Here is a 14,312-nt window from a genome sequence, read left to right as displayed (position 1 = left end):
AAATCAGCATATAAAGCCCGCCAAAAAACAAGACCGCCACAAGTCCAAACAGCAGCGAACCATCGCCTTCATGCCAATAGTCAAAAGCGGCTTTGTTCTCGGAGGCAGCTAAGACGGCCATCAGCGCCACCCGAATAGCGTTGATAAAAAAGCCAATAGCGATCGCAATAAAGGGTGTTAGCCAGCGCTTAATTCCTGAGATAGGAAACATCACTAGGCAAACAGCGGACAGTCCTAGCAGGTAAGTGATGGACTCCATCCCAGAGCAGCCATAGTACACCTCAACTCCCCCTCCCGGTAGGGCAATGACTAAGCCCTGCCGCATCACGTCAAAACCGCTGTACCACAAAAGGAAGGTGGAAAAACGGGCCGTTGCCGGAGAGATGTCGGTTACAAAAGCGGCCACGACGCTAGGAGCGCCTAAAAAGAATAAAATAACCAGCTCTCGCCAAAACAGGCGAAAGCCTCGAACACCGGCAGCCAGCGCCGCCAGCGCCAGCCCTGATAAAAAGGGTAGGAGCCGCAGCCCGGTCAAGGTAGTCTTACTTTTGGCAACTTTGACAATAGCAAAATCAAGCTGAAGTAAGTAGGCACTGAGCGCTAGCGTCAAGATTAGCAAAAGGCTGCCTAAGACAATACCCTGCAGGGAAGTTTGATTGGGTAGGCTCTGACGCTTGTCCCAGACCAGCGAGGCGGCTGCTAGATAAAATAAGCCGCTCATGCCAAGGTGCGCAGTGTCTCCGGCATGAGAGATTACGGCAAAGTAGATGGCTGTCAGCAGCGCCGCTAGGGCCAAAAGCCCAAACTGAGGAATCCTGATAGAACGAGGAGCTGTTTGCGCCATGATGCCTACTTAGGTCTATATCTCCTATGGGGTTGCTATTAATTCTTAATGAAAGCCGCGATCGCAACTTAGTTCCGGCTGATTTGTGAAAGTTGTGGTTTTGCCTCTAGCTACCTCAGTGCTGAACCCAGGTCAGCGAGCTGAATCTGCTGCAGAAAAAGGTTCAGCATCGCGATCGCTCCAACTGACTTACTTTCAATTCAAATAGTGTCTGGATCAATACCAGCCGATCTTAACCGTTCGGCTAGCCGCTGGGCCTGCTGCTGCGCCTCCTGCGCCTGTTCCTGCGCTTGCTGCGCCTGCTGCTGCGCCTCCTGCGCTTGCTCCTGTGCCTGCTGCGCTTCTTGCTGAGAGGCTTTGGCGGCTTCAGCCGGGGTGAGCACCAAATCGCCTTCTGGGGTAAAAAATCTGAGCTGGTTTTCGTGAATGCCTAAATAGAGATGAAGCTGACGGCTCCAGAAATATCCGGCTTCATTCGGCTCCATCGGCTGATATTCACCGGCCATCAGCACAAATCCGGCAAACTCTAGCGAATCGGGATCAATCCAAAAGTACTCCGGCGTGCGGAAGATGTCTTGATAAATCTGCTTTTTAATCCCTCGGTCGGCCTTAGCAGTACTGTTAGAGAGCACTTCCACAATCAGATTGGGATACTTGCCGTCTTCCTCCCACACCACCCAGCTTTTACGCAGTCGCCGTTCGGTATCGAGCACCACAAAGAAATCCGGCCCCCTAAAATCCTGAGACTTGATCTGCTTGGGGCTGAAATAAATCGTCAGATTGCCAGAGGCATAAAAGTCCTGACGATCCTGCCACAGCCATTCCAGACTGGTAATCAGCGCCAGCATCTGTCGCAAATGCAAATCTGTTTCCAAAGTCGGCTCGTCGCTATAGAGATCGCCCGGCGGTACTATAACATCGACTGACTGAGGCATTTCAGCCAGTTCGAGATCCTTTGCAGTGACCATAGCTAGAAAGGTTGCCTCTAAAAACTAACTTTATTGTAGAGTAGCTATCTAATTACAATAGACAGTTATGGTTTTGATGAGGGCTAATAGCTATGCAAAATCTAGCATTGTTTTAGGTATCGTACGCCGGTAAACACCAAAAATAAAAATGGAATGATGCTCTGACATATCTGGAGAAATACAAATTGGTGGATAGTCTTTTGCCTTCTTACTATTCTCGGAAACTAATTCATGATAACCCTGTCGAAGCCTATAGCGTTTGACAAGCATTTGATCATCAACAAAAGCTGTTACGATTGATCGATCTGAAAGCGATTCCAAAGAGGCGTCAATTTTTTCTACAAGAATAAGGTCGTTATCGTATATACCTGCATCTTCCATTGAATCTCCAGCAACTTGAACTAAAAAAGATTTCTTAGGATTCTCGACAAACAGCAAAGGAATTTCTCTTTCTTCACTACTGCCATCCCCAATTCCGGTAACTCCTGGGGTAGCTGACATCCTAAAGTTATAGAGCTTTAGACTCTGCATCTCAGGCTTAGTCCTTAAAGCGAATAAAACATAACTAATGGCGTCTTCAAACGATTCAAATTTTTCTCGAATTTTATCTATTTCCATAACAATCTCAATCGGTAGTCGAGGCCGTATCAAAGCATAGTTCCCCCATGTCGACGGCCTTCCTTTTTTACAATTTTTCATTACTTTTACTCCTCCACTTTTTCAACAAAAATCTCTTGCAGGTATTGAACTGAATACTCAGCTTTTGTAGACCTTGCATTCTGCAAATTGAAGATTGAAATTATTAGGAATGAAATAATAGTTAATAGATCGCGTAGCGAGCGTTCTGACATGATGATTTGTAAGCCTTTTTCAGATCTATGAATCTTCCTAGAAATCTGTTTGGGAGAGAAGTATTTGAGCCTCATGATTCGCGTGTACTACTTGTATTGGTACATCAAGAATAGTACATTCAAACTATCGGGGCTAGCTTTAACCGATATTTGGTCCCAAAAATCCGATGTGACCCTACTTAAAGTGTCTGCAAAGTCTAGCCGAACAAATTCATCTGTGTGTCAGGGTCAGACGAGGGCATTGACGAGGGTAGTTTGGGGCCGCTGCTGCGGTTGGAAGCGAGTTTATCGGCCCAGCGGGTTGTCTCCGGCAGACGATACTTGGGCGTACACTGCAGCACATAGGCGATCGCCGTTTCCAGGCTCACCCGATGGCCGCTGGAAATATAGAGCGGCTTAGTATTCGTGCGGCTGCGCAGAACCGCGCCGATGGTTTCGCCCTTGTCCTGCAGTGGCACCCAGCTTCCCTTTTCTGGCGGTACCTCCGCGTGAGTGCCTGTCAGCCGTGACTTAGCCACACCGATACTGGGCAAGTCCACCAGCAGACCTAGATGGGAGGCAATGCCTAAGCGGCGGGGGTGGGCAATGCCCTGACCATCGCACAGCAGCAAATCCGGCTCAGTTTGGAGCTGACTGAGGGCAACTAGAATAGTCGGCACTTCTCGAAACGACAGCAGCCCCGGCACATAGGGAAAGGCAGTAGGCTGGCGGGCAATCTGATACTCCACCAGTTCTAGGTCAGGAAAGCGCAAGACAGCAATGGCGGCACGGGTGACGGTGCCGCTGTCCTCGAAGCCGACATCAACCCCAGCCACATGCTGCACCGGGCCGAGGCGATCGCGGGTTTCAATTTGCGATCGCAGCCTTTGCTGCAGGGCGATCGCGGCCTGGGGTGTCGTTGGCCAGTCGGGGGGGATACTTAGCTTCATAATTTGCGGTAAAGAAAGCTGGCTCAGCTACTATCAGGGGGTATGCATGACGCTAACAATGCCACTTCGCGCTTTCTTGCCTTTCCTGGCGGCCAGTGTCGTCAGCCTGCTGGTAGGTGAATTTTCTCCGGTGCAGGCTATTCTCAAGTTTAAGGCAGCCTGGAGCTGACCCGCGATCGCTCAGATACCCACAACCGTAGAACCGCTGTGGGGGGCGGCGATCGGGCTGCGGCTGGGCGCGATCGCTTTTGGGCTAGGCGTCTTTAAAATCGGCGCGATCGGCGGCTGGAGCAGGTAACTTTTTGGTGCCAGATGATCCGCGACTTTGAGCAGGATCGGTAAATTCGTAACGGGCTCAAGATTCTCAGCTTTGAGGCGTATCAAGAATTCCAGGTACGGCTGCCGGGGATAAACTGAGCTGATTACGTTTCGGCCCACCGATCAGCGGCGGCCAGAAGCCCTGATGAGACATGACAAGCGGGCTAGCCGCAGCAGGCGATCGCCCGCCAACAAGCAATGCAGCTCATCAATGCCGACTATGGCTGGGAGCAAGCAAATCAGATTCAGCTAAAAATTCGTAGCTGGTTTAAGCGCTTTAAAAACAAAGCCCGGTTGAGAACAGAGGAAGCAGATGATTAAGCTAGAAGAGAGATTCCTGGTTATTGGTTAAAGTCGAAGGCAATTTGTGAAAACTATTCAACCGCGTACCCGAATACTGATTTTCCTGCTAGTCGTGTTCTTAGCACTGCTGCTGCTATCGCGGACGCTGGTTCACCTGTTGACAGAGTCCTGGTGGTTTGAGGCGACTGGGTTTGCCGATGTGTTTTGGACTCGCATTACCTGGCAGGTGGGCATCTGGCTTGCCACCTTTGTCGCCTACGGTCTGTTGCTGAGTATCAACTACTGGTTGGCAATGCGGCTAACCCGCGATCGCCCCTTTTCGGTTCACGCCAACTTTAACCTGCAGCCCTACGCCCAGGTATTACCGCGCTATGTAGCCTATGGCGTCATTTTTCTACTGACGCTATCAGCCGCCGGACGCAGCGTTTCGGCCTGGGAGACGATTCTCAAGCATTTGAATCCCACCGCCTTTAACCTCAGCGATCCAATTTTCAGTCAGGACATTAGCTTTTACTTTTTTCACCTGCCCTTTTATGAGGCGCTGCAGCGAGGACTGCTGGGCCTGCTGGTATGGTGCATTTTGCTGGCGGTGGCGGTCTATGCGGCTAAGGGGGAAATTCGGCCTGAGCGCGGCTGGAAGTATTTTCTGACGGGCGAGGCAAAAACGCACCTGTGCATTTTGCTGGCGATCGCAGCCCTGACAGTTGCCTTTGGCTTTTGGCTAGAGCGCTATGAGCTACTGTATTCGGCGGGCGGCGTCGTTTTTGGCGCAGGTTATACCGATGTCCATGCCCGGCTCCATGCCTACTGGCTGATGAGTTTTGTCACCGTGGCGATCGCGGTGCTGTTTTTAATTTCCCTGGGGCGCAGCGGCTTTTCTCTGCCAACGGTGGGAATTGCCTTTTACCTAGGCGTCTTGCTGCTAATCAACGGTGTCTATCCCTGGTTTCAGCAAAAGTTTATCGTCGAGCCGAATGAACTGGAGAAAGAGCGGCCCTACATTGAGAATAATATTGAGTTCACCCGCGCCGCCTACGACCTCGACCGGGTACAGGCCGAAGACTTTCCGGCAGAATCAGAGCTAAGCCAGGCCGATATCGCCAACAACCAGTCCACCCTCGACAACATTCGCCTGTGGGACTATCGCCCGCTGCTGAGCACCTATAAGCAGCTTCAGGAAATTCGCCTCTACTATCTATTCAACGACGTCGATATCGATCGCTACACCCTCGACGGTGACTACCGCCAGGTGATGCTCGCGGCGCGAGAACTAGACTTTGCTGAAGTGCCCGAACAGGCCCAAACCTGGGTCAACCAGCGACTGAAATATACCCACGGCTACGGACTGGTGATGAGTCCGGTCAACCAGGTGACGCCCAACGGCCTACCAGAGCTGTTTGTGCAGGATATTCCACCGGAATCGACCGTAGACTTAGCGGTGGACGAATCCAGCATCTACTACGGCGAACGAACCAATACCTACATCTTCACCGGGGCGAGCACCCCAGAGTTTGACTATCCCCTGGGAGACGAAAACGCTTTTACTAAGTATGAAGGACCGGGGGGCGTGCCGATGGGATCTTTCTGGCGGCGGCTGGCCTATGCCTTTGACTTCAACAGCTTCAAAATTCTCATTTCTAACTACTTCACGCCGGACTCAAAGATTCACTACTACCGCCAAGTCCTCAACCGGGTGCGCCACATAGCGCCTTTTCTCAAGTTTGACAGCGACCCCTATGCCACGCTGATCGACGGACGGCTGCACTGGATCATTGATGCCTACACCATTAGCGATCGCTATCCCTACTCTGACCCGCTAGCCCGCAACGTCATGGGTAACGCTGTTCTGTCAGACAATCTGCGGCAGATTATTAATCAAAACAGCAACTACATGCGGGACGCGGTAAAAGTGGTGATTGACGCCCACGACGGGACGCCGCAGTTTTTCGTGGTTGACGAGCAAGATCCGGTGCTCGCCACCTACCGCCAGATTTTTCCTAACCTGTTTATCGGCAGCGATCGCATTCCGGCAGCCATCAAAGCCCACTTCCGCTATCCGCTGGACTACTTCCAGGCCCAGGCCCAGATGTATCAGGCGTATCACATGGCGAACTCGGAGGTGTTTTACAACCGTGAGGATCTCTGGCGATTTCCTCAGCAGGTCTACGAAGGCGACCAGCGCCAGATGCAGCCTTACTACATCATCATGCGGCTGCCGGACGCCGAGCAGGAAGAGTTTATTTTGATCATTCCGTTCACACCGGTCAACAAAGACAATATGGTGGCCTGGATGGCGGCGCGATCGGACGGCGAAAACTACGGCAGGCTGCTGCTCTATGAGTTTCCCAAGCAGGAGCTGGTCTACGGCCCTAGTCAGGTAGATGCCCGCATTGATCAAAATCCCGACATTTCCCAGCAGCTTACCCTGTGGAGTCAAGAAGGTTCGCGGGTGATTCGCGGCGATTTGCTGGTCATTCCGATTCAGCAGTCGCTGCTCTATGTCGAACCTGTCTATCTACGGGCCGAGCAGGGAGAGCTACCGGAGCTGAAGCGAGTGATTGTAGCCTATGGCGACCAGACCGTAATGGCAAATAACTTGGAAACAGCCTTGGCAACCGTATTTGGCGCGGCTACTTCTGAAGCGATCGCCCCTGAAGCTCCGGCTGCTGAAGCCACCGTTAGCCCCAACCTCGACCCTCAACTGGTGCAATCTGCAATCACAGCCTACGAGCAGGGCCAAGCCGCTCTGCGCTCAGGCGACTGGCAGCGCTACGGCGAAGCCCAACAGGAACTAGAAACCCTCTTGCAGCAGCTCAATCAGCAAGCAGCCCCCTAGTTTTGATCAAAAAAGAATATGGAGTTGCGGAACAATATGCGGGGCGAGTGTATAAATTATTATCTTTGCACTCGCTAAACCTGCAGGGGGAAAATTATGGAAAGCTCCCATGACATTGCAGCTGACCAAACTGCCTTGCTACATACCTATGAAGAAATTTGTAAAAGCTATCACGCAATTGATGATTTTCGAACAAAGCTGTTAGGATTACTACCTTTGTCTTCGCTCTTAGGAATATTTCTACTTGGAGAAGAAAACTTAATCAGTGATATAAATCGATCCTCACCAGAGTTAATTGCATTTATTAGTCTTTTTGCCGCTACGTTTACTTTAGCGCTCTTCATCTACGAGATACGGGGTACTTTACGTTGTAATAACCTCATCAAAAGAGGAGAAGAGATTGAGGCACTGCTCAAGGTTAAAGGACAATTTTATGTGTGCAGAGAAGAACACTGCAATAAGCAAACATCAACTAATCGTATCGCCAATATCTTTAATGCCAAATTAGCAGCCTGCCTCATGTATTCAAGCGTGTTCGCAGCTTGGATATTTATGGGCTTGCGTTTAGGATTTGAAATTCATGTGTACGGTTGCGTGATTACAGCTTTGGTTGCTGGTTTGACGCTTGGTATTATTACCTACCAAATCGTTAAAAGACTGATTGCGACTTGATGACTAAACGAACGGCTAGGGAAAGTCTGCTTCAATCACGATCTCTGTCTTGACTGAGTTAGCGAGAAAGCAGCTGTGATGGGCAGCTTCGTGCATTTGCAAGATTTGCTCAGGCGTGGGCAAGTTGCCTTGAGCAAAAGTGATCTGTGGTCGCAAGTGCACCTGAGTGATAGCCAGGTTGCCGTTTTCGTTTTTTGCCAGCGTGCCAACAGCGCGATCGCAGTATTGCTCCACGATAAATTTTTGCTTAGCGGCGATCGCCAAAAACCACAGCATATGACAGCTTGCCAGCGAAGCCACAAACGCTTCTTCTGGATCCACGCAGGCCGCGTTGGAATAAGGCGCTGGCACTACATGAGGCGACGCTGATACAGGCACTTCTAAGCCCCCGTCAAACTGCCAGATATGTTCCCGGCTGTACTGGTTATCAGTCGATTGCACCTGGTAGCGCTGCCACTGCACAGTCGCGATATGGTCAGACATGATGTTCTACATTAGCTTGAGCAAAATCACGAAAAAAGCAAACGTACCCACTACCATCAAAGCAGCCGAAATTAAAAGACTCAGCGATCGCCGGGGGAGATAAACATAATCATCGCGCTGAATCAGACGCAATTCCCGCCGATGCTCTAACATGGCTGCTAGCATAGCAAACGTCCCCAAGGAAACAAAGCAAAGACCCACCAGCCGCGACAGCCGCCAAGAAGTGCCAGGGGCAGCAGGCGCAACAGTGGCAATTAGCTGATCGATGCCAAAGCCAAACGTAATCAGCGCTAAACATGTCCGGATCCAGGCCATCAGCGTGCGTTCTGCGGCTGCCCGATTGCGGGCCTTAGCCAACTCGTTGTTCAAGTTATGACGCGAAGGCTGACCATATTTGGGGGGAAGCTGGGGCGATTTGCGGCTCATGACTCCTCCGGCAGCAACTCAGAAATACTCAGGCTGAAAAGCGGGCAGTTCAATCTGATTGGCAATGGGCACCAGTTGTTCAGGCCGCTCAATCAAAAAATCTGGACGCTTGGCTAAGAGCGCCTGATAGGAATTGAATCCCCAGGTAACCGCGATCGCCGCAATGCCCACCGCATGAGCCGCCTCCACATCGCGTGTTTCATCGCCAATATACAGCGTGCTGGCCGGATAGAGATCATATCGACGCATCAGCCGTTGCAAAACTCGCTGTTTGCCAAACAGGCGGGTGCCGGTATGGACAAAGCTAAATAGGGAGTCAATTTCGCGGTGCCGCAAAAAGCGACTGACATTGCCAGTTGTGTTTGAGGTCAAAATGCCGAGCTGATGTTTGGTGGCTAGCTGATGCAGCACTGGCAGCATACCGGGAATTAGATCAATAGACTCCATTTCGCGGCTAAGTTCGCGGCTGAGCCGCCGGACAATGAAGGGAAGCTGCCAGGGAGACACCGCCACCTTCTGCATGATCTGCTGAATCGTCAAATCTTGCAGCATCGCTAGCTGCTCCGGCGTTGTGGGACGATAGCCATAGCGGGGAGCCAGTCGATTAGTAATCTGGAAAACCGTGTCCAAGGTATCGGCGATTGTGCCGTCAAAGTCAAAAATTAAAGTGCTCACGCAGTAGAAAGATGGCTATTTAACACCTTAGTTGAGGTTAACCCAAACTTTAAGTCGTCTCCGCTAAAACCCAGCAGAGAGATACGCCGCCATGAAGCTGGACTGTGGGTGCTACATCTTTACAAAGCCAGCGATCAGATTGAGCTAGCCAGTGTGAGCTGGCGCGGGGCGATCGCTGACTTGTATGAAGACGTAGAGTTTGGGCAGAGGGCATAATTGCCCTCACCTATAATTGACGGCAATTAAATAAGTTGAGGCAACCTAGATGGAGCTACTGGTAGGGCTTCTGAGCGCCGCGATCGCTGCAACCGTTTCCGTCCTTATTGCACTTATTTCCTTTGTGGCTAACCGAAACGCCTTGAAGTCTGAGCGCGATCGCTTTGAGCGAGAGCTAGAGCGCAACATGACCACCAAGCTGTATAGCGCTCGTTTGGAAGTCTATCCTGAAGCGATCGCTATCACTGACGGACTGCGCAAGTCCCGAATCGCGGCTCAGGCAGACCCCCAGCGCCCAGAATATTTCAATGATTTATTGCTGAAGCTTGACCAGTGGCACAGCACCAAAGCTTTCTTGCTTTTATCTCGAAATGCCGTGCAGACGCTTTATCGCTTGCGGCGAGTTTTGAGAGAAAAGCCCGCTAAAGACGGCAAATATGCTAAAGAACAAATAGATCGAATTTGGCAGGCTAAAGGCGCTTTTCGCAGTGCTTTGCGAGCAGATATCCAGCTTTTATATCGAGAAGAAGCTGATATTTTGCAAGATGATTGAATTAGAAAAGCCCGAACCTGAACGTTCGGGCTGAAAGCTATTTAGCTAAGGCCAGCTTAATCAAAAATGCTAGGCGTTGACTTCGCCAATATTGACTTTGACGATCTTGTTTCTTTCTTCTTCGGCCTTGGGCAGCGTCAGATGCAAAATACCATCCTTGTAGTCAGCTTTGGCTGCGGTATTTTGGATTCGCGTCGGCAGCGAGATAGAGCGCTGGAACTTGCCGTAGCGAAACTCGGTGCGCATAGAACCGTTAGACTCAGACTTCTCTTCAGACTTGCGCTCACCGCTGACAGAAACCGTATCTGCCGTCACTTCAACATTGAGATCTTTAGCATCAATACCGGGAATCTCTAGCTTCAGATGAACGGCCTCCTCTGTTTCGCTCAGCTCAGCCGCCGGAATATTAGCAAATCCGCTAAAATCATCCAAAGAAGCAGGGGCTAAAGCGTCTTCAAACATCCGGTTCATTCGACGCTGCAGCGTGTCAATTTCGCGCCAAGGATCGAGTCGAACAATAGACATAAACGTTCCTCCCTCAAAACAGTTTTTGATAGGTTTCTAATGGTTGGAATGACTTTGCTTTGTTTGTCATCCTTACGTTTTTTATTGTAAGAACTTTGTTCGCTTGCTAATTTCGGTTTTAGCTACCTGTTGAATTGGGTTTTACCGTACCTTGAGCCTGCAGCCCCACTGGCGCAAAATCCGCTTTCTGGCAGTTCAATCGCCGCAAAACACAGCGGTTCTAGCCCCACTTCTACGCATCCTCCGCCCTCTGGCACTAAAATAGGAACCCGATAACCTGAACGCGATCGCATGTTAGACATTTCCCAGCAGCTCACCCGCGAACTCTCCCTACAGCCGTTTCAGGTCGAAGCAGCGCTTTCCCTGTTTGGGGAGGGGGCCACGGTGCCTTTTATCGCCCGCTACCGCAAAGAGCGTACCGGCAACCTAGACGAAACTCAGCTACGGGAACTGAGCGATCGCTACGCCTATTTAAAGGATTTGGGCGATCGCCAGCAGGTAATTCTCAAAGCCATTGACGAGCAGGGCAAACTCACCCCAGAGCTTAAGCGACAGATTGAAGCCTGCACCCAAAAGACAGAGCTAGAAGATCTCTATCTGCCCTACCGCCCCAAACGCCGCACCCGCGCCACCGCCGCCCGCGAGAAAGGCTTGGAACCGCTGGCAGACTGGCTGCGGCAGCTCAATCAAAGCGGGGAAAAGGTTAAAGAGCTGACTACGGAAGCTGCTAAATACGTGAACCCTGAGCGGGAAGTGGAAACGGCAGAAGCAGCCCTGCAGGGAGCCGCTGATATTCTGGCTGAGGAAGTTGCCGAGCGGGCCGAGCTGCGGGCCGAAGTGCGCACCTTTTTGCTCAAGACGGGAGTATTAGAGTCCACGATCAAATCGGACTATCCTGAGGGCACTACCAAGTATGAGATGTACCGCCGCTACCAAATTCCGCTAAAAAATGCGGCTCCCCACAATGTTCTAGCGCTGCTGCGGGGTCAGAAAGAAGGCATCTTAAAACTGGAGCTAACCTTTGAGCCGGAAAAAATCTTGGCGCAGCTAGAGGCGCAGGTGATTCAGACGCGATCGCCCGTTGTTCGCCCGTTTTACCGGGCAGTGGTGGAAGATGCCTTTCGGCGGCTGATGCAGCCTTCCCTCACCAACGAGGTGATTGCGGAGAAAAAAGCCTGGGCCGATGAGCAGTCGATTGAAACCTTTGAAGCCAATTTAAGAAATTTGCTGCTGGCGGCTCCGGCGGGGATGAAGCCTACCCTGGGCATTGATCCGGGCTTTCGTACCGGGTGCAAAGTGGCGGCTGTGGACGCTACGGGCAAGTTTTTGGAATATCAGGCCATCTTTCCGCATCAGTCCGAGGGGCGGCGCACCGAGGCGGCAGAGACTCTCAAGCGCCTCATCGCTCAGCATAAAATTGAGCTGATCGCCATTGGTAACGGCACTGCTGGCCGAGAGACCGATAGTTTTGTGGCAGAGGTGCTGAAGCAGGTGCCAAAGCCGCCGATCAAGGTGCTGGTGAATGAGTCCGGAGCGTCAATCTATTCTGCGAGCGACGTGGCGATCACGGAATTTCCTGACCTCGACATCACCGTGCGGGGCGCTATCAGCATTGCCCGCCGCCTGCAAGATCCGCTGGCAGAGTTGGTGAAAATTGACCCCAAATCCATCGGCGTCGGCCAGTATCAGCACGACGTTGATCAAAAGCGGTTGCGCAAACAGCTCGACGAAACGGTGGAAAGCTGCGTCAACTACGTGGGCGTGGACTTGAACAATGCCTCTAAAGAGCTGCTGACCTATGTGTCTGGCATTAGCGGCGCGGTGGCAAACAACATCGTGGCCTATCGCAATCAGAACGGTGCGTTTGGAAACCGCAAACAGCTCCTCAAAGTAAGCAAGCTCGGCCCCAAAGCCTTTGAGCAGGCGGCAGGCTTCTTGCGTATCCGCAATGGCGACAACCCGCTGGACAATACCGCCGTTCACCCGGAAAGCTATGGCGTTGTGGAGGCGATCGCTGCCGACCTCGACCTATCCCTGACTCAAATTCCCCAGGCCCAAGACCGCCTGCATCGTCTCAACCTGCAGCGCTACGTCACCGAAACCACTGGAGAACTCACCCTCAAGGACATTCTGCAAGAGCTAGAAAAACCCGGACGCGACCCCCGCGATCAGTTCGCCTATGCCCAGTTCCGGGAAGACATTAGCGAGATCAGCGACCTAACGCCCGGTCTAGAGCTAGAAGGGGTGGTGACAAACGTTGCCAACTTCGGTGCCTTTGTAGATGTCGGCGTACATCAGGACGGACTGGTGCATATTTCCCAGCTTGCCGATCGCTTTGTTAAAGACCCGAAGGAAATTGTGCAGGTGGGTCAGATCGTGAAAGTGCGGGTGCTAGAGGTGGATGAGCGGCTGAAGCGGATTAGCCTGTCGATGCGATCACAGACTGGCCAAACGTCAAATACGCCAAAACCAAAGACCGGAAAAGGTAAGCGATCGCCACAGTCTGCACCGACGCTAGACGATCTCAAGGCAAAGTTTAATCGGCGTTAAAGGGCAATCTGGTACTGGTGCGTAGCTTGGTCAAAGGCCGCAACTGCCCACAAGCAGGTTGCTATAATGCGGCCAGCATTTGAATGCTCAACATTTTCTACGGCTTCTCAGCAACTCGACAATCCTTCGCAGCAACTTGAAGCACGGGTTGCAACCTTAGAGACAATATGGATAAACGCTTCCTACCTGACGGACGCTCACAGCGCGATCGCATGCTTGCTGGTGATCACTACATTGCCGATGATCCCTCGCTTATTCGTGATAGCAATCGAGCGGCAAACTTGGTTGCCGCATTCAATGCAACCAGTGGCGATGATCAACTGGAACGGGATCGTATCCTTCGCAAATTGTTTGCCAGTGTTGGTGAAGGCACGATCATACGCCCACCCATTCGATGCGACTACGGTTTTCAAACGAGTATTGGCGCTCGTAGCTTCGCGAACTGGGGATTGATTTGTCTAGATGTCGGCAAGATAGAGATTGGCAATGACGTTCAAATTGGGCCAAATGTCCAACTGCTCACGGCGACGCATCCACTTGAACCATCGGCCCGTCTAGCGAAGTGGGAAAGTTCACGCTCAATCGTTATTGGTGACAACGTTTGGCTTGGTGGCGGAGTGATTGTCTGCCCCGGTGTTAATATCGGAGCCAACACAGTGGTTGGTGCGGGAGCAGTGGTCACGCAAGACCTCCCAGAGAATGTCCTTGCCGTTGGCAATCCAGCAAGGATAGTCCGCTCGATTGCAGACTCTGATTGTCAGTAACCAGGTTTTATAGAATTATCCCAGGGCATTGCGGCAATGCCCCGACGAGTTAACAGGCTACGGCTGCACGTAGCGAGTCAGGATTGACATCACTTCGGCAGGGCGTCCGGTGGGTAAGAGTTGCGACCAGTCATTGGGTTCGGAGTGGCCCCGCTTGTGCAAGTTTTTGATTTCAGCAAGGACGCCGCTGGCAGAACCTAGCAGCAGGTGCCGGACAGGTTCGCGGTTGGGTACATCAGCAGCGCCAACGGTGGTTGGCACAGAGGGGCGATCGCTGGATTGAAACATGGATTTGTACTCCTTAAGAATTTTGGATCTGGGTGATAGGAAGGCAAAAATCAGAGGGCAAAAATGTATGAGAGATAAGGCACTATTCGCCCTGCTTTCCCGACATTTCTC

The 14,312-nt window shown here is 51.7% G+C and carries 17 protein-coding genes; 6 read left to right on the top strand and 11 right to left on the bottom strand.

Translation table 11 applies throughout. The annotated features are described in order from the left end of the window. From crtA to nfi, 4 genes are all read right to left on the bottom strand, one after another. On the bottom strand, positions 1-844 hold an 844-nt coding region (gene crtA, locus QJQ48_RS14600; RefSeq protein WP_346291967.1), incomplete at its 3' end, for a cyanoexosortase A. A 200-nt stretch (positions 845-1,044) separates the two neighbouring features. Continuing rightward, positions 1,045-1,812, bottom strand: a complete 768-nt coding sequence (locus tag QJQ48_RS14595) for a Uma2 family endonuclease (protein ID WP_346291966.1) — start codon at positions 1,810-1,812, stop codon at positions 1,045-1,047. A gap of 90 nt (positions 1,813-1,902) precedes the next feature. Further along, positions 1,903-2,511, bottom strand: coding sequence for a LexA family protein (locus QJQ48_RS14590; RefSeq protein ID WP_346291965.1), 609 nt, complete (start codon positions 2,509-2,511; stop codon positions 1,903-1,905). 349 nt (positions 2,512-2,860) lie between these two features. Continuing rightward, positions 2,861-3,592, bottom strand: a complete 732-nt coding sequence (gene nfi, locus QJQ48_RS14585; protein ID WP_346291964.1) for a deoxyribonuclease V — start codon at positions 3,590-3,592, stop codon at positions 2,861-2,863. A 46-nt stretch (positions 3,593-3,638) separates the two neighbouring features. Here nfi and QJQ48_RS14580 point away from each other — a divergent pair, with 46 nt between their 5' ends. Next, on the top strand, positions 3,639-3,761 hold the full coding sequence (locus QJQ48_RS14580; protein ID WP_346291963.1) for a hypothetical protein: 123 nt from the start codon (positions 3,639-3,641) through the stop codon (positions 3,759-3,761). Between the two features lie 11 nt (positions 3,762-3,772). Here the strand turns inward: QJQ48_RS14580 and QJQ48_RS14575 are convergent, their stop codons facing one another. After that, complete coding sequence (locus QJQ48_RS14575) at positions 3,773-3,976, bottom strand: hypothetical protein (RefSeq protein WP_346291962.1); 204 nt, start codon at positions 3,974-3,976, stop codon at positions 3,773-3,775. Positions 3,977-4,286: 310 nt separating this feature from the next. Between QJQ48_RS14575 and QJQ48_RS14570 the strand changes: the two genes are divergently transcribed. Then, positions 4,287-7,049 carry a UPF0182 family membrane protein gene (locus QJQ48_RS14570; protein WP_346291991.1) on the top strand — a complete coding sequence of 921 codons (2,763 nt, stop codon included), beginning with the start codon at positions 4,287-4,289 and terminating at the stop codon, positions 7,047-7,049. A 96-nt stretch (positions 7,050-7,145) separates the two neighbouring features. Further along, on the top strand, positions 7,146-7,721 hold the full coding sequence (locus QJQ48_RS14565) for a hypothetical protein (RefSeq protein WP_346291961.1): 576 nt from the start codon (positions 7,146-7,148) through the stop codon (positions 7,719-7,721). A gap of 15 nt (positions 7,722-7,736) precedes the next feature. Here QJQ48_RS14565 and QJQ48_RS14560 read toward each other — a convergent pair whose 3' ends face one another. The 4 genes from QJQ48_RS14560 to QJQ48_RS14545 are packed head-to-tail and all read right to left on the bottom strand — an operon-like array spanning position 7,737 to position 9,519. Continuing rightward, positions 7,737-8,204, bottom strand: coding sequence for an OsmC family protein (locus QJQ48_RS14560; protein WP_346291960.1), 468 nt, complete (start codon positions 8,202-8,204; stop codon positions 7,737-7,739). A gap of 6 nt (positions 8,205-8,210) precedes the next feature. Beyond that, complete coding sequence (locus QJQ48_RS14555; RefSeq protein WP_346291959.1) at positions 8,211-8,630, bottom strand: YidH family protein; 420 nt, start codon at positions 8,628-8,630, stop codon at positions 8,211-8,213. Positions 8,631-8,648: 18 nt separating this feature from the next. Next, on the bottom strand, positions 8,649-9,305 hold the full coding sequence (locus tag QJQ48_RS14550) for an HAD hydrolase-like protein (protein WP_346291958.1): 657 nt from the start codon (positions 9,303-9,305) through the stop codon (positions 8,649-8,651). Positions 9,306-9,354: 49 nt separating this feature from the next. Further along, positions 9,355-9,519 carry a hypothetical protein gene (locus QJQ48_RS14545; RefSeq protein ID WP_346291957.1) on the bottom strand — a complete coding sequence of 55 codons (165 nt, stop codon included), beginning with the start codon at positions 9,517-9,519 and terminating at the stop codon, positions 9,355-9,357. A 51-nt stretch (positions 9,520-9,570) separates the two neighbouring features. Between QJQ48_RS14545 and QJQ48_RS14540 the strand changes: the two genes are divergently transcribed. Further along, positions 9,571-10,074: a hypothetical protein gene (locus tag QJQ48_RS14540; protein WP_346291956.1), complete on the top strand. Its 504-nt coding sequence runs from the start codon at positions 9,571-9,573 to the stop codon at positions 10,072-10,074. A gap of 69 nt (positions 10,075-10,143) precedes the next feature. Here the strand turns inward: QJQ48_RS14540 and QJQ48_RS14535 are convergent, their stop codons facing one another. Beyond that, positions 10,144-10,599, bottom strand: coding sequence for an Hsp20/alpha crystallin family protein (locus QJQ48_RS14535; protein WP_346291955.1), 456 nt, complete (start codon positions 10,597-10,599; stop codon positions 10,144-10,146). Between the two features lie 291 nt (positions 10,600-10,890). Between QJQ48_RS14535 and QJQ48_RS14530 the strand changes: the two genes are divergently transcribed. Further along, positions 10,891-13,149 (top strand): Tex family protein, encoded by a 2,259-nt coding sequence (locus tag QJQ48_RS14530; RefSeq protein ID WP_346291954.1) that lies wholly within the window; start codon positions 10,891-10,893, stop codon positions 13,147-13,149. A gap of 167 nt (positions 13,150-13,316) precedes the next feature. Then, on the top strand, positions 13,317-13,913 hold the full coding sequence (locus QJQ48_RS14525; protein WP_346291953.1) for a sugar O-acetyltransferase: 597 nt from the start codon (positions 13,317-13,319) through the stop codon (positions 13,911-13,913). 57 nt (positions 13,914-13,970) lie between these two features. On the opposite strand, the gene QJQ48_RS14520 is transcribed toward QJQ48_RS14525, so the two are convergent. Next, the gene (locus QJQ48_RS14520; RefSeq protein WP_346291952.1) at positions 13,971-14,201 is read right to left on the bottom strand and encodes a hypothetical protein; all 231 of its coding nucleotides are present in this window, start codon (positions 14,199-14,201) and stop codon (positions 13,971-13,973) included. Between the last annotated feature and the right edge of the window lie 111 nt (positions 14,202-14,312).

It is taken from the genome of Sphaerothrix gracilis Ecp01, from assembly GCF_030405905.1.
GTDB lineage: Bacteria > Cyanobacteriota > Cyanobacteriia > Phormidesmidales > Phormidesmidaceae > Sphaerothrix > Sphaerothrix gracilis.
The sequence above is the reverse complement of the archived record's forward strand: the minus strand, read 5'-3'. Positions and strand labels throughout refer to the sequence as shown.